Origin of the sequence: Bacillus sp. 41-22, assembly GCF_025809295.1 — a bacterium.
Classification (GTDB): Bacteria; Bacillota; Bacilli; order Bacillales; family Bacillaceae_G; genus Bacillus_A; species Bacillus_A mycoides.
Map to the genome: position 1 here is coordinate 3,018,480 of NZ_CP084035.1, position 25,645 is coordinate 3,044,124.

Below are 25,645 nucleotides of genomic sequence, written 5' to 3' on the forward strand. Positions count from 1 at the left end.
TGTATAAATTCATAAATTATTTTCCGTCAGGTATAACTCACGACAAAATATTACTATAAAATATCAAAATAGTACAATTCACGACAAAATATTACTATATTTTTTTTATGAAAATCATATATTATTTATTTGTAATTAGCATCTACATATCGGAGAAGTTAGGAAAAGTGTGAAAGAAATAGATTCTTTTCTTATAAGTTTTTAAACGACAATGAAATGAGCGGGGGTCGTTTCTTAATTCTCCAAGATCTAATCATAGAACTTGAGAAAACAGTGAAGAACCTACAAAATACAGAAACAAGGGATGATTGGAGTATACAACTCTAGTAAGTAATAGCTTCTTGCTAATCCTGCGAAAAATCTAGCCTTTGCGGATACATTGCCAGACGAACTAGAATATGCCCCAGGTACATTACAAATAGTAGGCTAAACAGTGACAGATACATTCGATACAGACAAAAGTAAATTTAATGTAGGAAAAGAAAACGAAGAATTTTGGGATGTGACACATACAGAGTGGCATACAATGGTACTCCATGCGAGGGACAAGCTGGAAAAAAGATTAAAAATACAGTGAAAGTCCAAGGAGATACTGTATCACCGTAAGAACTAACAGCCAAAAATTCAATCACTTGGACAAACTGAGATTAAAAAAGTGGATGCTGCAAATTCGAATATAAAACTGATAAACTACTGTATTCCAAATTTTTGACAAAGATAATAAAGAAGTCGAAAATTTAACAGCAGATGAAAATGATAAAGCTATTTCTGAACCACTATGCTTCGGAAAATTCACGTTGGAAGAAATTCAAGCACCAAATAGGTCTACGTTATTTAAAGATCTAATTGAGGGAAAGGTCTTATCATCAGTACAAAAATAAAAATAGAAAACACAAAAAGCGAATGGAATATTAAAAATACTGACGATATAGGTCCAACTATTTTTATCTAATTGGCACTATATTACTGGTCGCAACATTAGTTTTAGTTTCCGCAAAAGCGGACGAAATAAATAGATTCCAAAATTATTAGGAATAGCAGCGGTGACACAACATATAAATAATTTTTTTATATGTTGTTAATCTTTGTAGTATCAGTCTTTATGCTACCTAGCTTTATTACTCCATCACATAAACATATTATTTATTTTCTAAGTACAATGGCTATTAATTAACAAAAACAACACCTCTAATTAAGAGGTGCAGTAACATAAATCCAAAGTAATAGTAGACATTAGACACTTATTTCACTGTAAATTGACCTCAAAATAATAGTTACTGCAATATCAGGATTTGTTTATTCTATAACAAAAGAAATGTCACTTAAGCATTCTTTGTATGCTACTTTTAATTAATATATATGACACCCTTAATTTCCCACTCTGTTTTTAGTTAAGAATCAAAATACTGAAGCCAATGAAATTGTATTACATTGGCTTCAGTATTTCAGATTTAAAATTACGAATAAAAACAAAATATCGTTTAAACACCCTGTTTTTAATCGTGTGGAATTTAATCCTTATCGATACGTACGACATTCACATGACCACTAAAAACCCTTAAAAAGCAATCTGAGAGTCCGTTTTTCTGATTCACAATCATTTTTTTAAAATTTATGTGAAAAATCAATATTTAGTAAATCTTATTATCCGAGACACAATTATTGCCGTAATCAAGATAATAAGGGCGGTTATCAATCCAGATTCTCCAATCCAAATCTCAGTTTGATATCCTGTACTTGCACGTGCGAAAGGTCCTTGAATAATGGCATTCCAAGTAGTATGGATGATAACCGAAGGCCAAATGCTACCTGTGATAAGTCGTAAATAAGCTGTAATATAACTGAATGGCACAATACAAAAATAGATGCCAAGTACTGAAAGAAAGACAGATGGTCCCTCTACATATAGACCAGCAATAACAATTGGAACATGCCACGTTGCCCAAATCAATCCACTAATAAGGATGGGCCGTGAAAACTCTGCATCGACTAGCCTTGTGAGCATATAACCTCGCCAGCCCATTTCTTCTCCCAAAACTGGGATTAAGTTAAGCAAACTTCCTAAAATGCCGCTCAATATTACTAGATAAATGAAACTGAATGGTGCCGATAGATACTGAAGTCCAAGTATATTGTAGATTGGTTCTAACATACCACCTTCGGGATGCTGAAACTTCGCAATTCCGCTCAACCAGGCGATAGAATAAGTAATTCCACAAATAATCATAGGTATTAGCAGAGCAAGACCAATTCCCTTCCATATCTTTAAGTTACCGAGACTAAAAGATACATCTTTAAACCCTTCTTTCAGTATTATGCGAGTCAAAATAGAAGAAAATGCTGGGGTAAACATATATACCACAATAAGCGGCATACTTTTAGTAATCATTACTACTAAATTTAGAATAATAGAAGTAATGAACAAGATAGTTAAAAAGAGTCGAAGTCCTCTTTTTGCACGTTGGACTTTATCTTTATTGCGGCATGATTCTGCATGTAATATCATTGTAATCCGCCCTTCCCCTTTTATTAATTTGTTTATCGAACCGACTTCCTGTCATTTCAACAAATTTAACTTAGAATGAAAATATTTTGGCATATAGATTAATCCATCTTTAAAACCCCTCTCAAATTCATAATCTCGTCTTACTTGCGATTCAATAATGTAATTATTATTCATAAGTTGTCATAACCGATAGTACGAAAGTGTAATGATTAGCCAATGACCTGTGTCAAAAAATCTTATGACAATATGTAACTAGAAAATATGATATGGAATAGATGAAAATTGAATTAAGGCGATTGATTCGTGCAAGTACATGGATCAATCTTGCTTTTAAAAATAATTCAATTGAGGTGGAAAAAATGAATAAGAAAAGAATGGTTGCAATGGTTAGTACAGCTTTATTAGTCACAGGATGTGGAGAAGTAGGAAAGGCTCAAACAGTAGCAGTCGAAAATTCAGGCCAATCAATCCAAAAAAATATAGTTAAATCAATACAATCACAGGCTAACCCATTAAGAACGATAGAACCGTCAAAACCATTTGAGGATTTAAAACCACTTAAGAACATGATTGGGAGCGCACAATATGTAGGATTAGGAGAGAATACTCATGGAAGCTCTGAAATTTTCACCATGAAATTTCGCCTTGTGAAATATTTGGTTACTGAGATGGGTTTTACGAATTTTGGAATGGAAGAAGATTGGGGAAACGGCTTAAAACTAAATGAATATATCCAAACAGGAAAAGGAAACCCTAGGGAATTTTTAAAATTGTTATATCCTACTGATGAAATTATTGCCATGATTGAATGGATGAAGGATTATAATGCTAATCCTTCCAATAAAAAAAAGATCCAATTTATTGGACTAGACTTAAAGACACTGGACCAAAGTGTCTTTAATAAAGTAATTGATTATGTAAAGCTGCATCGACCAGATTTGCTGGCAGAAGTAGAAGAAAATTATAAAGAACTGTCATCTTTCACTGGAAGTGTACAGGAATACATGACGCTTGCTCCTGAAATGAAAAAAAAGTTCAAGGCAAACGCTGAGAAAGTAGCCCAATTACTTAAAGATGATAATGGGCAGGCAAACACAGAAATAGTTTCATCCGAGTACATCTGGGTAAAAGCAACAGCGAATGCAATAGAGAAATTCACCACAATGCTGCTTCCTAATGACTATCCAAGTATGATAAAGCTACATGAGCAATACATGGCCGATCAAGCAATGTGGGCACAAGAGACATTGGGTGGTAAAACTATGGTATGGGGACACAATATTCATATAGCTAAAGGAATTATCGATGAGAAATTATATCCTTATGCTGCGGGGCAGTTTTTGAAGGAACGTTTAGAGAATAATTATGTCACAATTGGTAGTACAACTACGGAGGGGAAATTCACATTATACAGCGAATATAATCCTTCCACCGGAGGTAAGATTGCAACGGATACTATTCCACAAGATGTAAATAGTTTCAATTATACCCTTGGAAAAGTCCCGTATCAAATGTTTTTGTTAGATAACCGTCACCTTAAAGGGCAAGCAGATAAATGGGTTAGAGAAAAAAGGCCATTACTGAGTATTGGGGGACAACTCCTCCCGAACGGTTCGTTATACTTTGATACTTCATTGCGTGAGCAATTTGATATTATTTTTCACATTCGAAAAACAAGTCCATCTCATATTAAATAAAAGTACAAAACAATCCCGTTCTTGCATCTGCAAGAACGGGATTGTTTTATGGAGATTAATATAAGCATCTTTTTTAACCAGAAGTAGGTTACTCTCCCCTTTTTAGCATCATTTAAAAATGTCATATGACATTTTTACACTGGTGAATTTGACAAAAAAAGCAGTATGATGCGGTTATTACACAGAGAGGAGCGATGAACTTTATGAAATCAAGATTCATCCAGAATGGTTATTTTTTATTGCTAACTTTCGTTACAGGATTGTTTTATTTTTGTTTTTACCTAATTGCTTTGCTATTCAGTTTCACCCTTTCATTTACGGTAGTTGGGATTCCATTAGTTATACGAGTACTACAGACTACCACACCTTTTATCCAATTCGAGCGTATACAGACGAAAATTTATACCGATATTTCGACTGACTCTTACGATAGAAGTATAACAACGGATACATCAAACTGGGCTCAGGTGAAATTAGGACTTACGGATCGTCGCACCTGGTCTGCTGTCTTTTGGTTAATGCAGAAATTTGTGATTGGCATTTTCAGTCTCATTAGTGTAATCATTTTTTATATAATGCCACTTATGTTCCTGTTGGCACCACTACTGTATCGATACATCGATATGAATATTATTTTCATACAGATAGATACTTTTTCCAAGTCACTCTTTGTCATGTCTATGGGTATAGTGTCTATCGCCATAAGTATTAGAATAGTAGATGGTTTGACAAAGAAATTTGGTGGTTATACACGTAGTATGATTCGGCAACTAAATCGATAGAAGTTGGCAGTCTGTGAGAGGATCGCAGTGTAAAATTAAAAAGTATAACAATGCATAAAGGATTAATTTATAATATAAGAAGTAAAAAGGTAGGCTACTTAGGGGGTAAATAACTTGTTAGATATGGTTAAGTATTGGTTTTGGTATGATTGGATTATGTTAGGGGTCCGTCTAATTGCTAGTGTGTCTATCATCCTAGCTACATTAAATTTTCAGGATGGTTTAACATTGCCACTTTGGATTATTATTCTTTGGGAGGTTGTTGCCTTCTCTATTCCATGGGTAGCCTTACTGTTCAATTATAAATATTACTTGTTCACAGAAATACTGCTATATGGTGGACTGTCTATATATTTAACCTCTTTATTTCCGGAAGCTTACAACACATTTCTTATATCGGTATTTCTTATCGCTGCGAATAGTAAGCATTCGTCCTATTATTGGACAGCTCCAACAACAGTTTTTATAACAACTGGAATTTTTTGTGCAGTTGCGCCAAGTAATAACTATTGGATTATGGTCACCTACTACGGACTCTCTTATGTAATGGGGTTTGCTTTTCATTTATTAATCGTCAATCATAAACAAAATGAAGCGATTCGTAAACAAAACGCGGTACTTGAGCAATATATGTCTCAAATCGAACGCATTACACTGGCAGAGGAACGAAACAGGCTGTCGAGCGAGCTTCATGATACAGTTGGTCACGCTTATACTTCTATTATTATGGGGATGGAAACGTTGCGCACCGAGCTTGCTACCGAAATGGGTATTCAAAGGCTAGATTCTCTGCTTGAAATGGGACGTAAAAGCATCGAGGACGTGAGAGGTTACCTACATCAAATGGAGTCTCCGTGTCAATCGCCTTCCTTGATTCAATCTCTACAAAATCTTGGAGCCGAATTTCAGGAGCACGCTCGGGTGAATGTAAGCTTTCGAGCATTCGGAGAAGAATACCAACTGTCTCGGCAAGCGAAGATAGCGTTTATTCGTTGCTTACAAGAGTCCCTTACGAATGCAGTACGTCATGGTCAGGGGACTGAAATTATAGTTTCATTGCAGTTTGAACAACAATATACGAGGCTGGAAGTTCAAGATAATGGAAAGGGAAATGTAGAATGGCAGGAAGGCTTCGGTATGAATGCTATGAAAGAGCGGGCAATGAATTTACAAGGTCAATTGTCTGTATATACAAAGCCAGAGGAAGGAATGCTTGTTACATGTACCATACCGCGACAAACTGAAATAAGAGATGGACTTATTCGTTTGTTAATTGTAGACGACCAGCCATTTGTTCGGGAAAGTTTGAGGACACTACTCGATAGATATGAAGATTTAAATGTAGTCGGTTTGGCTGAGGATGGCAATCAAGCCATCGATTTGTGTGGGCGCCTTCAACCCCACGTTGTACTTATGGATTTAGATATGCAGCACATGGATGGAGTCGAAGCAACCAAAAAGATAAAGCAACAATGGCCACATATCCGCGTATTGATTTTTACAACGTTTCAGGATACGGAACAGGCGCTGGACTCGCTTCGTAACGGTGCGGATGGTTTTTTACTTAAATCTATTGAAACATTGGAGCTAGCTAATACGATCCGACTTATTCACAGAGGTGGGACACTAATTGATCAGGGAATGTCTCACAAAATATTTGAGAAGTTTGATGAGCAAATCGAGACACCACAATCAAAAGCTACTGCTTATGAGCTAACAACCAGAGAGATAGAAATATTGCAGCTAGTAGCAAAAGGACTCCGATACACTACAATAGCTTCAAGGTTATATTTGTCGAGTGGTACAGTCAGGAACTATGCTTCCTCGGCTTACACAAAGTTAGGGGTGCGTAACAAGGAAGAAGCTGTCCAGAAGGCTCTAGAAATTGGAGTTATTGAATAAGAAAAATGTTTGTTGTTTCTTTAGAGCTAAGTAAGCTGTAGTTACAAGATGCCGTAAAGGATAAAACTACGAATTTTATTGAATATCATTTTTGATAGATAATTTTAGAAAGATAAATTCTGTTTTAATAAACTTTAAATAGCGTTACTACATTCAATATGTAATAACGCTATTGTTGTCTATATTGGAATTACACGTCTTTATTATCACTATACAGAAGACAGTTTCAAGTCTTTTCATCTGATAATTATTCCTTTCTAATTCAAAATAAATATCTCGTAATTTCTCCACCTACAGAACTATTTACATGTGAGAATCCCTCTAATCCAAATGTCTCCTAATTCACTAGCTGTCTCTATACTTATCTACCCAATAACAGGTGAAATTATAATTTTATTTCTTTACCAATAATTATCCATTTATATTACCGCATGAATAAAACCTTATTTAATTATATAAAAAATACATAATTAAATAAGGTTTGGAGTGTTTCAAATTCACATCAACATATCCGCATCGCATCCGCATGAAGTACCTACATTATTCTCCCGTTTCATATGCTTCTCTAAATAGATTTTTGTTGTTTGGATATTTTCGTGGCCCAGCGTTTGCATTAAATGATATAGATCCGCATTTCCTTGTTCAACTGCCATGATTGCAAATGCATGACGGAATGTATGTGCCGTTACAGGATTTTCACGATACTGTAGAAAATCTAGATTTGTCTTTTTTATCATGTCTGTTACTTGATTTGATAACGTTTTTGGATTATAAAAATTCCCTCTTTGATTTACCAATAAAGGACATTCTTCTCTATTTACCTATATCTACATTTTTTATAATTTATTATGAAATATATATTGATTTAAAATATTTTGTTCAAAATGTTCAATTGGAATTTTTAGGGACTTAAAACAGTTATTTGTTCTCTTTTTTAAAATTCACATAATTTCCAAATATCTAAAGGGCATATGTTAAGGTTTGGTATATAATAAAAGCAACCCGTGGTTAGAGTGTTTGCTCCGATTCAAGTTATGAGATAGTTTGTTTCACTTTTTATTTTCAAATTCAATATTACGGGTAGTACCAGCGAAGCTGCCACTACCCGTAATAAGGTGAAAAGATCATTATCCTGGCTAGTGTTGAACACCTTATTAATGTTCACATAAAAAAACGTAGAGGAATCCCCTACGTTTTTCACTTACTCCTATTTTCAATATTTTCCAATGCAAATTTCACTGGAAGTTTCTTTGATTTGATAACTACCAGATAAAAGCTTCCTTGTCTAACTAATCAGCAAAAAAACTTGTAGGAATCATTATCTAGAGTTTTATTTTTCTCTATCGATTTAACCTCTCGACAGCTTCCGCGCTTGTATCTACACGTTTAACGAAAAAAACTAATAGCAGTGCAACAACATTCATGCCAAGCGCTACATAGAATGAATATTGAATTCCCGATAATAAAGCCTTCTGAGTTAATACTACCTTCGTAGCTTCTGTGAAGGTTGTTGGATCTACATCCGACATTAGACTTTCAGCTTTTGTTGTTGTTACAGAATTCATAATCGTAACAAGAATAGCAGTACCAATCGAACCGGACACTTGTTGAGCTGTATTATTAACAGCCGTACCGTGCGGATTTAAGCGAGTTGGCAATTGATTAAGGCCATTTGTCATAAGTGGCATCATCACCATTGCCATCCCAAACATCCGCAGTGTGTAAATAAGAATAATATGTGTGTGACTAGAGTCAATTTGCAGGTTTGCCAACATATAAGTTGAAACAGCTGTAATGGAAAGTCCTACTATGCCAAGAATCCGAGGGCCATATTTATCAAATAGTTTACCTGTAATTGGTGACATAACCCCCATTATTACCGCACCTGGAAGCATCATCAGCCCAGAGTTCAGCGGCGAAATGCCACGGACGTTTTGTACATAAGCTGGTGTTAAAATCATACCCGAAAACATGGCCACCGCGTTGACAATTGCAATTACAGACGCAAGTGCAAACATTGGGTACTTGTAAACACGTAAATCCAATAACGGCTCATTCATTTTTAATTGACGGATAATGAAAGTAATTAGGGCAATAGCGCCTATGATTAAGGTTGTTAAGACAACTTTATTCGTCCAACCATCGGAGCTTGCAGCACTGAATCCATATAACAAACCGCCAAAACCGACAGAAGATAATAGTAATGAGAGATAATCAAGTTTTGCATTTTTGTTTTGTCTCATGACGTTCTCAGATTTCCAAATCCCTAACAGTAAACTAATGATTGCTAACGGTAAAATCATTTCAAAAAGCAAACGCCAGTCATAATACTCTACAATATAACCTGATAGTGTCGGTCCAATTGCTGGAGCTGTAATCATAACCAATCCAAAAATCCCCATTGCTGTTCCCCGTTTTTCTCTTGGGAAGCTTACTAGCATAATATTCATTAACAAAGGCCCCATGACTGAAGAACCTGCTGCTTGAACCATCCGGCCAGTAAGTAATAAACCAAAGTTCGGTGCTAAAGCCGCTAAGGCCGTACCAAGAATAAAAATCACCATAGATGTAATAAATAAGCTCCTATTGGAGAAGCGGGTTATTAAAAATGCTGATGCCGGAATTAATATACCACTTACAAGCATATACCCTGTAGAAAGCCACTGGATCGTTGAATAATCTTTAATGTCTAAATCCTTCATTATTGATGGCAAGGCTACATTTAAAAGCGAGTTGTTTAGAAATGAAACAAATGCCCCAATAAAAAGGATTACAAGCATTAAATATGGTGGTTTTCTTTTATGTAATGTTTCACTCATATATTTATTTGCCCCTTCATTATAAATTTCATTGATTAGTTTAAATCGTTTGCATATCTGCACAAGAATACATTATCCTTGCAGTATTTTGCCAAACTCTTCGAATGGATATTCTCTTTTTAGCAATTCTACTTGCTCAACATAACATTTTAAAATCTTTTTTATTGATTAAACCTTTATAAACATTTAAATAAGATTTTGAATGAATATTTAAACACGTTTTTTAACCGAAATTAAATTAGGCTGAAATAAACAAAAGGAGCAACTGAAAATACCCTTCTAAAATAAAGTGAAACTTTACTCAGTGGGACTTTTACAGGCAGTCCCCCCCCCCTCAAACTTCTTTGCTTTCGCTGAATTTTGAGGTGGCGGTGTCTTACTGCCCACAAATAGCGGGATAAATCAACAAGACCACACACCCATTCTTTTAAATACGGGCTTGTAAATCTAGTTATGTAACCATCCATAAAAAGGAATATTACATAGGCTAAGTCTAACATTACATTTTTAAAGTGAGGGGAATAAGCTTATGCACCAATATTGGTATTTGGATTCAAAGGGAAACGGTGGGCAATATAATAACCAAATTTCAATGTCATCATTATATTCACAGCCCCAAATAACTAAAGCTGAGGAAATGAATGGTCTGAAGATTCCTGAGAATTGGAGTTGTCGAGTCTATCCATTTGGTTGGGATTCACCAACCAATTATACGGGTTTCAATCCCCAACCCCCTCCCTTCTCTTGGGGTCAGCCAATCCATTATGCAGGGATGATGCCCCAAGGACATCCTGCTAATTGGATTCCATTACCAGGCCATGCAGGTTTTAATTTTCAAAAACATCCCTTCCCCTGGGCCCAACCATTCAATCATACAGGGATGTTCGCACAAGGTCATCTTGCCGCTTTACTATCGCCGCCAGCCAAGCCTTTTAATTTTAATACCAATAACTGGGGTGTTTTTGGAAACCCTCCAGGGTGGGGAGGACAGGTAAGTCCCATGGGATGGGGGAATAATGGAGGTAACGGTCAGGCAGGAATGCTTGGAAACTTACTTACAGTAGGAAAAGGCACCATGAATGGAATAGGAATGCTTAGTAGTCTAATCGGTATGGGGAAGTTCTTCTTTTAGTTAATTAGAACGGGAGGATAGGTCCATAGCCCAGACTTAAGAATCATTTCCTTTTCCATTGATTTAATCTTCTCAAACATGCCCCCTCAATGTATTTATTGTATGCTTCCAATACTCCCTCCAAGTTCGTTTCCTCGTCTTTCAAATTATAAAAACATCTGTTACCTTCTATCTGATAAGGGATAGTTGAAGGTGATTGCATCTGTTAGCTTAATAGAGATGTGGTCGCACCAACAAAACGCGAATTTCGTAGGCTAAGATTCTTTCAACATAAAGATTGTTGATAACTTGTACGTGTCAGTAATACCATCTAGCTGTAGAGTGCCGAAAAAAAGTGAAGCAAACAAAATATTAATCTCTTTCTCCCTATTTTAGAAAGAGTTGGAGTAGATTACGTAGTTCCTTTCGCATATTTCATAGTAACTTTTGCGGTTATAGCAATTATATTAGCGGTTTGTGTTTTACTCTATTTAACACAGCAATTATTTTATCTTTCCTTTGGTTCAGTTATCATTTCACTTAAAATACAAATATAATCCGTAACCTAAAAAAATTATTAATATTATAGAAATACTGAGTATTGTGTATATGATCCCTCTTAATGTTGTACTCATATAATCACCCCTCTCACGCTTCAACAATTCCATTATATAACAAATAATTCATTGGAAGTTTAAAACATGTTTTAAACTAAATTAAGCGAAGTAAGGGATGCCATTTGACTTCCCTTACTTCGCCTTTAAAGAATAATTAGTGAGTAGCTTACACATCAAGCTTATTAAGTAACCTTTCACTATTTTTTACACAATTGTAATTATAGTGTTTTTTGACATTTGATCATTATAAATTTAAATGGAGGTTTACTTTCCATATTTTTATGCGGCTCCAAAATTTCCGTAGTTTCTATCAGTCCATATTTTCCAAAGTCTTGTTGTACCGAGTCAACATCATAAAAATACATTTTTACCCCTTCCATTATCTCGAAGTAGTCTTTACCAAGTTGTTTCCCCTTCCCAAACATTGGGGCATCTTTAGAAATAGTAGTAAAAATCATATATCCGTTTGGTTTTAACTGACTATAACAATCTTTAATAAACTTCTCTCTCTCATCCTTATTCAACAAATGAATAAGTGCATAAGAAAATATGCCATCATACAGTTTGTTATCAAAAGGCATATCCGTAACTGAACCATGGAATAAATTAGCATTAATTTCATTTTCCCTCGCCAATTCGATCGCTGTTTTTGAAATTTCAATACCTGTTACTTGTATTTCGTTATCAATAAAAACCTTTGCATTTCTTCCATATCCAATACCAGGAATCAATATATCCTTCACTTTCTTTTCAAGGAAAAAATCCTTCGTCAAAATTGCGGAATCTGCAGCTTCAAATCCCCACATCATTTGATTTTCTATAAAACTTGCTTCCCAAAATTCTGTCATACATCAATCTCCTTTATATATCGTTGTTTACCGTTGAATGTTGAAAAATCATCGCATATTCACGAAATTGTATCAAATTTCAACATTAATTCAAAACAAAAAGCATTGGATACCCAATGCTTTTTACACTTACGCAAATAGAGACGTATTCGCATATAAAGCTGGTGAACCACCTGAATGTACGAATAAAATGTTGTCTTCTTTATTAAATTTGCCTTTTCTAATTAAATCAATTAATCCTGCTACTGCTTTACCTGTATAAACTGGATCAAGTAAAATACCTTCTGTTTTCGCAAGTAATTGAACTGCTTCTACCATTTCTGGTGTTGGTAAAGCGTATCCTGGTCCTACATATTCATCAAAGCATGTAACTGCCTCGCGTGAAATAGAGTTTGGGATACCAACGTGAGCTGAAGTTTCATCTACAAGTTTTGCTACTTTCTCTTCTTGCTCCGCTTTTCCTCTACTTACGTTAATTCCGATTACAGGAATTTTACTTTGTGTTCCGGAAAAACCAGTAATTAAACCAGCATGCATACCAGCGCTACCACTTACACAAACAACTGAACTGAAATCAATTCCTTGCTCAAATGACTGAGCCATAATTTCTTGCGCACAAGCAATATATCCCATTGCGCCAGTAGGATTCGATCCACCAACTGGAATGACATATGGTGTATTTCCTTTTTTACTGACTTCTTTCGCTACTTTATGCATCTCTTCCATAAGGTCTGTTCCGTTTGGTACAACAATTACGTTTTCAGCACCTAATAAATGATATAAGAAATAGTTTCCGTTAAAGTCTGGCTTTTCTTCTGGCTCAAGCCCTTCTTCTAGCACAAGAATACATTTCATTTTTTCTTTTACCGCAGCTGCAAGTGTTAGACGGCAATGGTTTGACTGAATACCACCAGCTGTAATTAACGTATCTGCACCCTTTTCCTGTGCATCCGCAACTAGAAACTCTAACTTTCTCGTCTTATTACCGCCAGCTGTTAAACCAAGTAAATCATCTCGTTTAAAATAAATAGTCGGCCCACCAAGTACTTCTGAAAAATTGTTTAACTTTTCAATTGGTGTATATGATTCTGTATATTTTTTTCTCGGAAATTTAGCTAAATTCATCAATAACGCTCCTTTTATACTCTTTCACAGTAAATGTAACCATACTATTATTACACGGAAAAATGATGAAGTCATCTTTCTGGATTAAAAATGTATTAGAATTCGGTAAATGCAATTTATATCAATGATTTTTAACTCCAGTACGGTAAATGAAATTATATGAACGGTTTTCTTAATATATCGATTCAACGACAAAAATATACAAATAGAGGCCCGTTTCTCATCAATCAAAAAAGAACCCACACATTTAAATGTGGGCTCTCTCCAATCACTTATTTGCCGAAAAACGAAGAAGTTGCGTTAATCCTGCTTCTAAATTCATTTCTCCTTTATGGCGTACATATACAATCTTGTCCCCATCAAATTTTGGCGGGTTTGCTGTATAATACGTATGCCACTCATTCGTTCCTTCTACAGAGTACTCCATATATTCAGTAGCACCAACGATTACATTTTTATTATCATCTGCTGTTACATCTGGTGCCATTTGTGCAATTTTTGCGTCACTAATTAATAAGTTCTTTATGCCCTTATCCCGTTTATAATCGTAAGCCGTTACGACAACATCGTTACCGTATGCTTTCACTTGCAATCCTTGTTTGAAAGAAGATCCATCCGGAGCAGTCTTCTCTCCGCCATTTGGTCCAGCTGACATCCAGCCTGTTTCAATTCCGCCCGTATTTACAACCGTAAATCCTTTTTCATCTCCGCCTGTAATTTTCTTTTTACCAGCCCAGTCTGGCAAGTTTAAATCCCAATGCGTATGACTCGTAAAGAAAACAACTTGCGGGTAGTCTTTTAATACATCGTACAATTTATCCACGTTTAAATAGTCTTGTAAATATGGTGATTGTCTTGATCCGGATACAGAATCAGGTAAAACGTGATGAGAGAAAATGAAAATTGGCTTATTTTTATCTTTTTGACTATACTCTTCTAAATTTTGTTTTAGCCATCCTAATTGCTCATCACTCATATATACTTCATCCCACATTTTCGAATCGTGGTATTTCATATATTTTTCAGTTCCTAAAAATAAAAGCGGATAACCGTCTAATTCTTTTTTATGATATACCTTATCTTGTCCGCTAAATTTTAAATATCGATTAAACAATGTTTCTTCCGTTACACCATTTGGCCATGTATTTTGAGAGAGTTTCCCATCAGCTGTCCATTTACCAGCGTAAAATTCATGATTCCCAACAGTTGACCATACATTTTCCGGATGCTTATTCTTGTTTAACACACGCTTCACATCATCATATTGTGACTGCTGCCCAGTTTGCGTTATATCCCCATTCATAATAAGCGCTCTGGAAAGTGGCGTCACTTTGTTCATATCTTTTAATACGTGATCAAAGTCCCCTAAATCTCCTTGAATGTCACTAATAACGTTAAAAGTTGTAGCTGATTTTCGAACTTGCTCTTTCCCTTCCGCATGCATCGAAAGTGTCGGTAATAAAGCTGCCATAACAGCCAATGAAGCAACTGCCTTTTTCATACAATTTCTCCCCCTAATAATAGAATGTATAAACTGACATGTTTTGCGTTCTCTTAGTTGCTTGTCCAATTCATATTATAAAGAGGGATTGTAAAGATTGATGGAGTAAAAATTTAAGTGTTTTTTAAGAGATTTTGTCTTTTCATTGCACTCCACAATTCGAAATTCGCGCCAATCCAGCTTTCTAGCCTTTAACATTACATAAATGTAAATTTTGATGTTAAATCTTTTAGTTTCATACGTTGTTTTTTATTACTTCTAACTTTCGGGAAAAATCCACTAATTAATAATGTTATAATCCATGCCATTATTAGAATAAAATTTATTGTATTACCGGAATTCAAACTAAAAACTCTCCACAAATAGGCAGCACAAAAAACGAGAATAGCAGTAATAATAAGTAAAAATACCCTAACCACTAATCTTATGTAAGGTTTCTTCTCGTGCTTAAAAATGAAAGTTCTTCTCCCTTTGTACAATCTAATCACAAATAGCAGCAAATATAAACCAAGTGTGGCTCCAATAACAATTGATGTAATAGAGTTGTTTTTTCTCTGCTCAGCTAGAGAGAAGTAACTTTCAGGTAATTTTCCAGTTTCATATTCCATCCATGCGTGGTAAATATCCTGTCGTAAGTCTATACCACCTTCACCATTTGTAAGGATTACCAATCCATCCTTTGTATTAGGAATGAAACCATAAAAAGAATGCCAGCCTCGATTGTCACCAGAATGATAAAGTAATTTCCATTGATTAGATAGTTTTTTTTCAAATATACCTAAACCATTCTCCCCTAATACTGGCTTTTGCATTTCCGTAACACGTTCACTTTTGATGACACCATTTCCTTTATTATTTGTATCCATACTTGCAAGTATCAATGTCATCATATCCGTAACATTTGTCTTGAGACCTGCAGCAGCCTGTTCGGTAAATTGGTAACTAGGGAGCTCCTCTCCAAAATATCCATAAGCTTTCGAAAGGTTATGATTTTCAGGGCGTTGTAAGAATGAACTAGATTTCATTCCTAAAGGTTTCATAATTTGTTCTTCCATATAACGATCAAAAGGTATTCCGGTAACCTCTTCAATTACAAGTTGTAAAATTGTATATCCGCCACCAGAGTAAATTGTTTCTGAACCTGGTTTATTGGTAACCTCCACTTGTTCATTAAGCCAACCTTTTCCAGACAGAGACTCCTCAATAGAATTAAGATTTTTCCCTGGTGCAACCCCAAGGTATCCTTTATGTGCAGACAGTCCTGCTGTATGACTTAATAATCTTCTTATCGTGACTTCATTATTATTAAACTCTGAATTAGGTAATTTCCATTTGGTCAGATATTTTCCAACGGGATTATCTAGTGATAAACGACCTTCATCTACAAGATGCAAGATTCCCCACACTGTAAGGCTTTTAGATATGGAACCAGCTTGAAACAAAGTATCATCACTCACCGCTTTTTTTGTCTTTTTATCTACATAACCGTAGTTAAGTGTATAAGCAATACGCCCCTCATGTACAATCCCTATTGCAACCCCTGGTACCCCATAATTCTCCTGCCATTTTGGGACCTGTTCATCCAGCTTTTTTTTGAAATCCTCTATACTCCTATCAGTCAACGTGCCTGTTTCTGCCCTCACCACATTTGTAAACCATGCTTCATTCGTAATGAATATACAAATCATTAAACATAAAATACTTTTGCATATTATCGATGCTTTTTTTCTATTCTTCATTTGCCCCACCCCTTTTTTCAGAATATTCTACCCATCAATCAGAGTATCCCATTCTAATATCCCGTTCTATCGATTTTTATTACTTAACCTTACAAAATTGTAATAAAAATCAATAAAACTAATTATTCAGGGGTTTTACTATCCTTTATCCGAGGGCAATGAATTTCATCAACAAGATAGACATGAAGTTATTTATTGTTTAAGTTAATGCCCCAAAAATACTAGTTTGGTGATCTAATAGCTATATTTCCACACTACAAAAATTTATAATAGAAAAGGTGAATTTTAGTTTTAATTAAAATTTGACCAAAGTATTGCTGCAAATATTTATTTTATAAAAAGAAGAAACCCACACATTTTGATTAAAATGTGTGGGTTTTATTTTGGATTCCTTAATTTTTTATGAAGAAGATTAATTATTTTATGTAGCCTACTTAAATAAACACAGCTATTAGTTTAACTATATTCCTTCATGTTTAAAATAGAAATTTCACTTTTTAAAGAAACATGTTGTTCAATTTCCTAACAGAACAAGATAAAATACTTAATACATATTAGTAATTTTTCCTGTTTCTATTGATAAATATAAAAATACTGCCTAACACACTTAATGAAAGCGCAAAATATAACAACAAATCAGGTAGAAATTTCAAAGGAATAATATCAATTAATTGTAAAACAATAATGGAAATGATACCTAAATATAGAATATTATACAAAACATTATTTGTTTTATATAGAATTTCTCTTCCTCTTTCGTCATTTGCTTCATCACTTGATTGAAATTTTATTACATACATCTTACTTATCACTAATAAAACAAATAATAAAATTTTTAACAACAATATATGTATCACTCCTCTAGATAATCAAATACATCGGTTAACGGCTTTTCAAATGCATTTGCGATTTTAAAGGCAAGAATTAGAGAAGGGTTATATTTATTCTTTTCAAGAGTAGCGATAGTTTGACGACTAACTCCCACTCTTGTTGCCAGTTCTTCTTGAGTCCAACCTTTTTCTGCTCGACAAACTACAATTTTATTATGTAACAATAGTAACACCTCTTGAGATAATCGTAATTTATTTCTTGCAATTTGTAAAATTAAAAATACGCATAAAAAAATACACAGAGATTTCTCCCCATGCCTACTAATCCTCTACTTCTTCACCGCATGTACATAATGCACTGTTTCAAAGGCTTCTAAATAAGTGCTAGTTCTATTCACATTATATGGAGGGATTGTAAAGATTGATGTAGTAAAAAATCAAGTGTTTTTCAAGAGATTTTGGCTTATTTCACTCAACAATTACCGAGCCGCGCCAATCTAGCTATCATTTACATTAAATAAATGTAACTTTATACAATGAATTTTTTAGTTTGTTATGGCGGTTTTAATCTCCTTTACACAATTTCAATAAAGCACTTTACCTTTTTAAATTCTCTTCATTTAATCCGAACAACTCTTGTAAAATAAAACGCCCATCTTTTCTAATTAGTACATCATCGAACCAAACTTCACCCCCGCCATACTCCGGTCTTTGAATGTTTACTAAATCCCAATGTATCGCTGATTTATTCCCATTGTCTGCACCTTGTAACGAATCTCCAATTGCTAGATGAAAACTACCATTTATTTTTTCATCAAATAACGTATTATTCATCGGGTGTAATATATAAGGATTAAACGCTAGTGCAAATTCTCCAATATATCTTGCTCCCTCATCCGTATCAAGAATTCGATTCATTCGCTCTGTATCATTTGCATATGCATCTATTATTTTCCCCTGTTTCATATGTAACTTTATATTTTGAAACGCATAACCTTGTTGAACGGATACTGTGTTAAATGTTATTACTCCATTTACTGAATCTTTGACAGGTGCTGTATACACTTCACCATCAGGTATATTATCCGTTCCATCTCCTTTTAAAACGCCAATTCCTTCAATTGAAAACTTCAAATCCGTACCTTCTCCAATAATCCTAACTTGCTTTGTCTTTTCCATTAATTCTTTTAACGGATTCATTGCTTTCGACATTTTATTGTAATCTAACGTACATACATCATAATAAAATTTTTCATAGGCCTCAGTGCTCATATTCGCTTCTTGCGCAGACGCCGCACTCGGGATTCTTGTTGTCACCCATCTTGTTTTATACACTGCTTCACTATGAGCTTTTCCAAATATCTTTTGATATAATTTCATTTTTTCTGATGGTACATCTGCTAATTCATATGCATTTCTAGGGCTACGGAGATTAATATATACTTGCATCTTACTTAAGCGATAACATTCCCAATCTGCAAATAACTTAAATTGTTCTTCAGATCCTGATAGAATTAATTGCCTTGTAACAGAAACATCACGCATTGATACATGCGCATATCCCCCTGCTTTTTCCACAGACTTAATAATTTCACGAACTACTGCGGGATCTATTTCAGTAACACTTTGAATTAACACATGATCACCAGGCTGCACTTTAGTCGAATGATTGACTAGTACATCCGCTAATTTCGATAGTTCTCGCTTCATTACGCTCTCGTCCCTTCACTATCGTTTCAATAGCTTAATAAAAAATAAAAGGCTCTTTTCGTAAAGATTGTTGCTTATAATTAAAATAAAGGTTAATTTTCTTAATACGGTATAGTATTTACAGCAGATTATTCAGCAAACGGGCAGGATTGTGAAAGTATTGAGTTCGAGATATCTTCCTAAAAACCATTACTATAATAAAAGGATGACAAAATTTTTATGGTTAGTATGATAATTTGGAAACAGAAGTCAGCTTAATCTATGAAAACCTTATCTGAGGAGTGATGTAAGTGAAACAAAATATTTACGATAATCCGAATTTCTTCAAAAACTACACAGCATTGCGTGAAAGTGGAATAAACGCTAATGACTTCATAGAACAGCCAGCAATCAAATCATTAATTCTGTGTTTGAAAGGAAAATCGGTATTAGACTTGGGTTGCGGTGATGGTCATTTTTCAAAGTATTGTATAGAAAATGGTGCAAAAAACGTAATAGGTGTAGACATATCCAAAAATATGATTGAACGTGCTAAAAAGTTAAATCAGGATGATAACATAGAATTTATGTGTCTTCCTATGGAGGATATGGGACTAACCAATCAAAAGTTCGACCTGATTATAAGTTCCCTCTCTATACATTACATTGAAGATTACTCGGCAATGATTCAAAAGATTAATGAACTATTAAAAAGCAGTGGTGAATTTATCTTTTCAACCGAACATCCAATAGCAACAGCTCGCAAAGGAAGCAACCATTGGATAAAAACTGAGGATGGTAATACATCACACTGGGCATTAGATAATTATCAAGAAGAAGGAATCAGAGTACACAACTGGTTTGTTGACGATAGTGTGGTTATTTATCATAGAACTGTTGCCACATTAATAAATACTTTGATTGAACACGGGCTTTCGCTGGATAAAATAATCGAGCCACAATCAACTTTGGCAGGGATAGAGATAATGCCAGATTTAATAAACGAATCGCGAAGTCCATCTTTTATTATAATCAAGTCAAAAAAAACAAAATAATATTTAAAAATATCTACCGCAATCTGAGAGCTTTTATTGAATTACGAAAACAGCCGTTTCACTAAGGAATGGCTGTTTTTTATACTTCACGCAGAAAATTCACAGTGATTTGATTACTGTAAGGATTAAAATAAAGGAAAATTATAGAAAGGATAAAAATGCTTATAGCCGCTGCTACCCCATGCCCATCAACTTAAGAACCAAAACAAAATGAACTTTCGTTCATATGAACGGAAAAACCCTTAAAATACTGTGTATCCTTAAAAATGAGCATGCTAAATAAACCTCAATCGGCCTAATTTCAAAAATTATGCATCTTTCTTTTGCCGGGTCACCTCATTATACTCATAGACAACCCCCATAATATCAAAGACTGTTTTCTTTTCGTATCTGTGAGATTTCCGTCCATTCTTCTGTAGGAGGTGGAACAGCCGAATAAGAATCTTTGTTATTTCTTGGGTGTTTAGTTGCGTAGCTTGATACAAGATGTATAAATGATCTTTAATCATTCCAATAGCTTTATATTCGCTTAATTCCTTTTGTTTCTTTTGTAAAATTAATTGTCGCATTTTAAACATAGTAGAAGAACATAGAAAAATGGCAATGAGTTTTCCATAAACATGGCATTCTAATCGCTCTTGTTTGATATTTTGGCAATGATGAATTTGAAAAAGTGATTTCCAAGTTTTAAATATGATTTCAATTTGCCAACGGAGAGAATAAAAATTGTGTATTGGTAACATATATGTTCATGCCAGCTAATCGTTTGCTTTTTTCTGAATACGTAATACCTTTTTTACTTTCCGTATACACTTGTTTTTTCATACGCTCACGCAGTTGTTTTTCTGTTAATCGATACATAATCACCCGAGTGAATAGTTTTTTATCCTTTCCAATATAAGCATCTTTTATTTCATAGACCTGCCCTGGTTTTAAGGTATTCATAATGTGTTCTAAATCAACTTTGGTGTACTGAGACTGTTTTTTTACTGTCCCATTTCGAAAATATTCAGGAAATCCATTTTTGATATACACCATATTGTTTAATTTAAGCCGTGATATATAATACACGCCACGTTGGTCCATTTGATCTAAATCATCCAGTGAATAATAGCCTAAATCCCGAATACATAGATCTCCAGGACGTAATGTAGCTAAGCACTCTGTTCCAAAAGTTTTATCATTATTTTTCCCTGGTTCCACTTGGAAATTTAAAAATTGGCCACTATGTAAATCATATTCTAACTGAATTTTTATACCCGCTGTTTGTGCACAACCACCTGATCCAGGATACACACTAGCTAAGTGTTTTGGCACTTGGAAAATCGTTGCATCTAAAATACGAATTCGTTGAAAATAAGAGATTGAAGAGCCTGGAATCACTGATGTTTCACAAATTTTATTTTTTAATAATGTAGAGAAAATATGTTTTAAAAAGCAAACAGCTTTTTTATTGAATCGCTTATTAAGTCCTTCTGGACTCATAAGAGTTCCTGTAACAGCATGAAGTTGACTACACAGTCGTACTAAAGAATCACTCGCTACCCGCTGACTTATCCAGACACAAATAGTAGCTAAATCATGACCTGAAAACTTACGCTTTCGTTGTACAAAAGCTATTTCTCTAGCAAGTTTTTCTAAAAATGAAGGAGTAAGATGTTGATATAATTCTTCAGCAAATAATTGTAGTTCACCTTGAATCGAAAAATTCATAAAAAACGTCATCCTTTCTAATAATCTTGTTTAGAAAGAATAACGTTTTTTTATACTTGGGCATAGTGAATATTTTTAACTTGATGGGCATGCGGATGAACCCAAAGATTGTGAGAGTATCAAAATGTCCAAGTTTTATAGATTTTTTATACCAGGATCACAAAAAGGTCCAATGCTAGGAGCATCTGACCCAAGGTTGCTTTTTCATCGGATATCTTCCAACTTCTTAATAATCATATTTGGTGTTGCCCACTCATCACGATCGAAATCAGAAATAGACACTTCAATATTTAGACGTTCTTGGAATTCTACTAGTAAAGATACTGTAGCAAAAGAATCAAGGATACCTTCTTCAAATAATTGCACATCAGGATTTTCTTTTACAATATCATTTTCACATACTTCTTCTAAAATATCTAATACTTGATTTTTGAATTCTACCATTAAAAAAATCTCCTTTATATCTGAAATGTATTATTAGTAACTTCTTAGTTACAAGAAAAGAAATTACTTATTAAAAATAATTATTTAGGTGACCAGAGAAAATTAGGAAACCGAAACATACGAAATGGAATGTAATCACAATTGCAAGGACATGCATGAACGTATTGTTGGGCCAAAATTTATACTTCTTGTTTTTTCGTTCGAAAATATCAAATAAAATAAACAGAGCAATATGATATAGAGCATAAATCATATATTGAGCAATATGATGACCTGTAATATGCCAAATTCCCATGATAAAAAAGTTCAAAAAGACGCCAATATATGAAATCATATAGCGATTTTTTATGAGCTTTTTCTTTGTGGCAAAAAAGACAAAGCGCATGTAAATAAAATCACGGAGCCAGAATGATAAGCTCATATGCCAACGATTCCAGAAATCTTTAATATTACGACTGATAAACGGTTTATTAAAGTTTTCTGGTGTTTTAATACCCATCATATAACTGACACCGATTACGAATGAGCTATAACCTGCGAAGTCAAAAAATAGATATAAACTATAGCTATACATATAAATCATATTTGATAAAATTGTGTTTTGGTGAGCTATTGTTGCATCCATAATATTTTCTTTTATTAAGTAAGCAAGTATAAATTTATACAGAAAACCTTGAAAAATACGGTTAATACCCATGTATAGTAGATTTTGATATTCTTCAGCACTTGGTGGTTTTTGAATATCTTTTTGGAACCTGCGATACCGATCGATAGGTCCGGTCGAAATGGCAGGGAAGAACAAAATGAATTCCCAGAAATTAAAAAATGAGCATTCTTTAATTAAGCCATCGCGAATTTCAAATACCATTTGTACTGCCCTGAATGTTACATAAGATATACCAGTAAAAACAATGAGTTTTAATTCAGGTACAAATGGTGCGATTTTTGCCAAAATCAGTGGCAAAATCGACAAAATAACAGCCATGTAAAACATGAATGTATTATTATTTTGTTTTCTTAGTAGTAAATAGCCTTTAATAAGGACATATTGCCAAATAATAAATACTGCTAACATCATTGCTTGATTTGGTTTATCCGAGAAGATAATAGCAAGCATAATTAGCGTTAAGACAGCATTATATTTGCGCAACATTTTACCTCTTAATCCAGCTATGATAGTAGGTATCAATAAAATCCCCACTATAGCGAAAAAATAAAATGATCCATATGCGGTCATGCTGTAACCTCACTTTATAATGTTCTACAATCCTACATTCCATTTGGTCTCATGGAATAATGGATTGGCACATGAATTATCTCGGGATTATAGAGTTTAGTAATCACTCATTGCTTCTTTTGGAGGGCAAATTCTGATATAAATGCTTTTTCTATAATCGCATATGCCGGAGCAATTTGTTCCTCTGAAGCCCCATGCATAACTTGTAATGCTAATCCATTCACTGAAGCCAATAAGGCCCTTGAAAATGCTGCTAAGTCAATGATTTCTACATTGGAAGTTTGAACATATTCTTGAATTATGTCTATCAATTGGTTCTGTAGAACTTGAATTTCTTCCATAATTTTCGGTGACCAAGCTGCTGCCGCTAATAAAGTAAAATACACCTTTCTCCATTCAGAATTTTTGAATTGGTGATGTACTACAAATATAAGATTTTTCAATTTCTCTGAAAAATCTTGTATGTTTGAGAGTTCCTTCTGAATTTCTTTAATTTGTTTTTGCATGACATAAGAGGTAGCGTTAACTAATAAACCCTCCTTTGTTGGAAAATAATAGTGAATTAAACTTAAAGTAATTCCCGCTTTTGTAGCAATATCTCGTAATGTAATAGCGGTTGTACCTTTTTCAGCTAAGCATTCAAACGTAGCCATTAGTATTTGATTCCGAGTAGCTGTTTTTTTTGGACTAGACATTGTATTTCACCATCTTATTTTTTATTTGGTCAACCGACCAATTTATACAAACCTATAATAACTTATTAGAGCATTCTTTACAATACTGAGTACCATCCCGTATCCACCAATCTAAGGTTTTAAAGTAACCCCTAAATGAAGATTTTCTTTCTCTATAGTTAGTTATTTTGAGAATTCAGCTCTTTTTTTCTTTTTTGGGGGGTATATATTTTTTAAGTTGATGGGCATGCGCTGCTACCCCTATATAAACATTTACATTATTTTTCATAATCCTTCTACTCTACTCCCAATAGTAATATACTGACCACTTTCCAATACTATATTTCATTACAATACAGGTTACTCATCTTTTAATTAGCCTTAAAATTGTAAATCGGCTTAATAATATGTTTGATATCAATTGTTTCTTTTGTATTCTCAACAATTTCATCTATTGGCTTATATACCATTGGAGCTTCATCTAAAGTACTTTCTGCAACAGATGTAGTCCAAACTGATTTCATTGTATTTTGAAAATCCTCTAAGTTAAGTAATTCTTTAGCTTTCTTACGGCTCATAATGCGCCCCGCTCCATGCGGTCCAGAAAAGTTCCAATCTGCATTTCCTTTACCCAATGCAATGATTGAACCGTCTCTCATGTTAATTGGAATGATTACTCGTTCATCTTTCTGAGCTGAAATAGCACCTTTTCGTAAAATCATATTTTCCATATCGATGTAGTTATGAATTGTAGTGAATTGATCTATTACTTTCCAATCCATTCTAGTGACGATTTCATCCATCATTGCTTTACGATTTAACTCCGCATATTTTTGAGCGATTTTCATATCATTCATGTAATCTTTAGATCCTTGTCCTTCTAAATAAGCTAACTCTTTGCGAATCGTCGGTTTCTTAATCCCGCGTATAGCTTCATGTATTTCTTTTTGTCTGCCTTCTTTTGTTAAACGTTCAATGATTTCCTCTTTAATAGATTTAACGTTGATAAGTTGCTCATAAGCAAGGTTTTGATAATACTCTGCTATTTGTTTACCTAAATTACGAGAACCACTATGAATGACAATGAATACATTCCCCTTATCATCCTCATTCAGTTCGACAAAATGATTTCCCCCACCAAGCGTACCAATACTCTTTTGAGCACGTTGTAATGTGAATGGAGCTCTTACACTATCAAAATCAATCATTTTTGAAAATCTATGTTCCTTATCTCGAATACGAAAACCACTTGGGACAAATTGACGAATCGTTTCGTCTAAATGATCGAAGTTGATTTCCTCTTTCTTCTTATTAATCATAACAACTTCCATGCCACAACCAATATCGTACTTATCT

At 34.2% G+C, this 25,645-nt stretch carries 20 protein-coding genes and 2 pseudogenes; 7 read left to right on the forward strand and 15 right to left on the reverse strand.

Features of this window, described 5'->3' with window-relative positions; genetic code table 11:
* Positions 1-433: 433 nt before the first annotated feature.
* Positions 434-577: a hypothetical protein gene (locus LCF45_RS15425; protein ID WP_000132592.1), complete on the forward strand. Its 144-nt coding sequence runs from the start codon at positions 434-436 to the stop codon at positions 575-577.
* A gap of 127 nt (positions 578-704) precedes the next feature.
* Positions 705-881: a SpaA isopeptide-forming pilin-related protein gene (locus LCF45_RS27170; protein ID WP_157835323.1), complete on the forward strand. Its 177-nt coding sequence runs from the start codon at positions 705-707 to the stop codon at positions 879-881.
* Positions 882-1,624: 743 nt separating this feature from the next.
* On the opposite strand, the gene LCF45_RS15430 is transcribed toward LCF45_RS27170, so the two are convergent.
* Positions 1,625-2,506, reverse strand: a complete 882-nt coding sequence (locus LCF45_RS15430; RefSeq protein WP_002128073.1) for a CPBP family intramembrane glutamic endopeptidase — start codon at positions 2,504-2,506, stop codon at positions 1,625-1,627.
* Between the two features lie 359 nt (positions 2,507-2,865).
* On the opposite strand from LCF45_RS15430, the gene LCF45_RS15435 reads away from it, so the two are divergent.
* The 3 genes from LCF45_RS15435 (at position 2,866) to LCF45_RS15445 (ending at position 6,887) form a co-directional block, all read left to right on the forward strand.
* Entirely contained in the window at positions 2,866-4,203 is a 1,338-nt protein-coding gene (locus LCF45_RS15435) for an erythromycin esterase family protein (RefSeq protein WP_078203561.1), read from the forward strand.
* A gap of 203 nt (positions 4,204-4,406) precedes the next feature.
* Positions 4,407-4,985 (forward strand): sensor domain-containing protein, encoded by a 579-nt coding sequence (locus LCF45_RS15440; RefSeq protein WP_002168043.1) that lies wholly within the window; start codon positions 4,407-4,409, stop codon positions 4,983-4,985.
* Between the two features lie 114 nt (positions 4,986-5,099).
* Entirely contained in the window at positions 5,100-6,887 is a 1,788-nt protein-coding gene (locus tag LCF45_RS15445) for a helix-turn-helix transcriptional regulator (RefSeq protein ID WP_263892937.1), read from the forward strand.
* A 497-nt stretch (positions 6,888-7,384) separates the two neighbouring features.
* Here the strand turns inward: LCF45_RS15445 and LCF45_RS15450 are convergent.
* Positions 7,385-7,699, reverse strand: a pseudogene (locus tag LCF45_RS15450) (tyrosine-type recombinase/integrase); the annotation flags it as partial.
* A 528-nt stretch (positions 7,700-8,227) separates the two neighbouring features.
* Positions 8,228-9,706: an MDR family MFS transporter gene (locus LCF45_RS15455; protein ID WP_033713237.1), complete on the reverse strand. Its 1,479-nt coding sequence runs from the start codon at positions 9,704-9,706 to the stop codon at positions 8,228-8,230.
* 529 nt (positions 9,707-10,235) lie between these two features.
* Between LCF45_RS15455 and LCF45_RS15460 the strand changes: the two genes are divergently transcribed.
* A complete protein-coding gene (locus LCF45_RS15460; protein WP_078203563.1) occupies positions 10,236-10,838 on the forward strand; it encodes a hypothetical protein in 603 nt (200 codons plus the stop codon).
* Between the two features lie 814 nt (positions 10,839-11,652).
* On the opposite strand, the gene LCF45_RS15465 is transcribed toward LCF45_RS15460, so the two are convergent.
* The 7 genes from LCF45_RS15465 to LCF45_RS15495 form a co-directional block, all read right to left on the reverse strand.
* Positions 11,653-12,282, reverse strand: coding sequence for a class I SAM-dependent methyltransferase (locus tag LCF45_RS15465; RefSeq protein ID WP_002142425.1), 630 nt, complete (start codon positions 12,280-12,282; stop codon positions 11,653-11,655).
* A gap of 129 nt (positions 12,283-12,411) precedes the next feature.
* Entirely contained in the window at positions 12,412-13,407 is a 996-nt protein-coding gene (locus LCF45_RS15470) for a D-cysteate sulfo-lyase (RefSeq protein WP_003190388.1), read from the reverse strand.
* 268 nt (positions 13,408-13,675) lie between these two features.
* Positions 13,676-14,908: a DUF4073 domain-containing protein gene (locus LCF45_RS15475; protein WP_078207008.1), complete on the reverse strand. Its 1,233-nt coding sequence runs from the start codon at positions 14,906-14,908 to the stop codon at positions 13,676-13,678.
* A gap of 197 nt (positions 14,909-15,105) precedes the next feature.
* The gene (locus tag LCF45_RS15480) at positions 15,106-16,647 is read right to left on the reverse strand and encodes a serine hydrolase domain-containing protein (protein ID WP_263892939.1); all 1,542 of its coding nucleotides are present in this window, start codon (positions 16,645-16,647) and stop codon (positions 15,106-15,108) included.
* Between the two features lie 554 nt (positions 16,648-17,201).
* A complete protein-coding gene (locus tag LCF45_RS15485) occupies positions 17,202-17,495 on the reverse strand; it encodes a hypothetical protein (protein ID WP_033708202.1) in 294 nt (97 codons plus the stop codon).
* A 5-nt stretch (positions 17,496-17,500) separates the two neighbouring features.
* Positions 17,501-17,701 (reverse strand): helix-turn-helix transcriptional regulator, encoded by a 201-nt coding sequence (locus LCF45_RS15490; RefSeq protein WP_000903048.1) that lies wholly within the window; start codon positions 17,699-17,701, stop codon positions 17,501-17,503.
* Between the two features lie 373 nt (positions 17,702-18,074).
* Positions 18,075-19,187 carry an aminopeptidase gene (locus LCF45_RS15495; RefSeq protein ID WP_002128085.1) on the reverse strand — a complete coding sequence of 371 codons (1,113 nt, stop codon included), beginning with the start codon at positions 19,185-19,187 and terminating at the stop codon, positions 18,075-18,077.
* Between the two features lie 290 nt (positions 19,188-19,477).
* Here LCF45_RS15495 and LCF45_RS15500 point away from each other — a divergent pair, with 290 nt between their 5' ends.
* Entirely contained in the window at positions 19,478-20,221 is a 744-nt protein-coding gene (locus LCF45_RS15500; RefSeq protein WP_002128087.1) for a class I SAM-dependent methyltransferase, read from the forward strand.
* 308 nt (positions 20,222-20,529) lie between these two features.
* Here the strand turns inward: LCF45_RS15500 and LCF45_RS15505 are convergent.
* The 5 genes and pseudogenes from LCF45_RS15505 to LCF45_RS15525 form a co-directional block, all read right to left on the reverse strand.
* Positions 20,530-21,934 (reverse strand): annotated as a pseudogene (locus tag LCF45_RS15505) (IS4 family transposase).
* A 204-nt stretch (positions 21,935-22,138) separates the two neighbouring features.
* Positions 22,139-22,378, reverse strand: coding sequence for a D-alanine--poly(phosphoribitol) ligase subunit DltC (gene dltC, locus LCF45_RS15510; protein ID WP_002128090.1), 240 nt, complete (start codon positions 22,376-22,378; stop codon positions 22,139-22,141).
* A 70-nt stretch (positions 22,379-22,448) separates the two neighbouring features.
* Positions 22,449-23,615: a D-alanyl-lipoteichoic acid biosynthesis protein DltB gene (gene dltB, locus LCF45_RS15515; protein ID WP_002128092.1), complete on the reverse strand. Its 1,167-nt coding sequence runs from the start codon at positions 23,613-23,615 to the stop codon at positions 22,449-22,451.
* Between the two features lie 107 nt (positions 23,616-23,722).
* Positions 23,723-24,310 (reverse strand): TetR/AcrR family transcriptional regulator, encoded by a 588-nt coding sequence (locus tag LCF45_RS15520; RefSeq protein ID WP_139358499.1) that lies wholly within the window; start codon positions 24,308-24,310, stop codon positions 23,723-23,725.
* Positions 24,311-24,660: 350 nt separating this feature from the next.
* Positions 24,661-25,620, reverse strand: coding sequence for an RtcB family protein (locus LCF45_RS15525; RefSeq protein WP_033708066.1), 960 nt, complete (start codon positions 25,618-25,620; stop codon positions 24,661-24,663).
* Between the last annotated feature and the right edge of the window lie 25 nt (positions 25,621-25,645).

Bases quoted from the DNA above. Each gene is read 5' to 3' on its own strand.
- LCF45_RS15430 (WP_002128073.1), bottom strand. From the start codon at position 2,506: ATGATATTACATGCAGAATCATGCCGCAATAAAGATAAAGTCCAACGT.
- LCF45_RS15435 (WP_078203561.1), top strand. From the start codon at position 2,866: ATGAATAAGAAAAGAATGGTTGCAATGGTTAGTACAGCTTTATTAGTC.
- LCF45_RS15440 (WP_002168043.1), top strand. From the start codon at position 4,407: ATGAAATCAAGATTCATCCAGAATGGTTATTTTTTATTGCTAACTTTC.
- LCF45_RS15455 (WP_033713237.1), bottom strand. From the start codon at position 9,706: ATGAGTGAAACATTACATAAAAGAAAACCACCATATTTAATGCTTGTA.
- LCF45_RS15460 (WP_078203563.1), top strand. From the start codon at position 10,236: ATGCACCAATATTGGTATTTGGATTCAAAGGGAAACGGTGGGCAATAT.
- LCF45_RS15465 (WP_002142425.1), bottom strand. From the start codon at position 12,282: ATGACAGAATTTTGGGAAGCAAGTTTTATAGAAAATCAAATGATGTGG.
- LCF45_RS15470 (WP_003190388.1), bottom strand. From the start codon at position 13,407: ATGAATTTAGCTAAATTTCCGAGAAAAAAATATACAGAATCATATACA.
- LCF45_RS15475 (WP_078207008.1), bottom strand. From the start codon at position 14,908: ATGAAAAAGGCAGTTGCTTCATTGGCTGTTATGGCAGCTTTATTACCG.
- LCF45_RS15480 (WP_263892939.1), bottom strand. From the start codon at position 16,647: ATGAAGAATAGAAAAAAAGCATCGATAATATGCAAAAGTATTTTATGT.
- LCF45_RS15495 (WP_002128085.1), bottom strand. From the start codon at position 19,187: ATGAAGCGAGAACTATCGAAATTAGCGGATGTACTAGTCAATCATTCG.
- dltC (WP_002128090.1), bottom strand. From the start codon at position 22,378: ATGGTAGAATTCAAAAATCAAGTATTAGATATTTTAGAAGAAGTATGT.
- dltB (WP_002128092.1), bottom strand. From the start codon at position 23,615: ATGACCGCATATGGATCATTTTATTTTTTCGCTATAGTGGGGATTTTA.
- LCF45_RS15520 (WP_139358499.1), bottom strand. From the start codon at position 24,310: ATGTCTAGTCCAAAAAAAACAGCTACTCGGAATCAAATACTAATGGCT.
- LCF45_RS15525 (WP_033708066.1), bottom strand. From the start codon at position 25,620: ATGGAAGTTGTTATGATTAATAAGAAGAAAGAGGAAATCAACTTCGAT.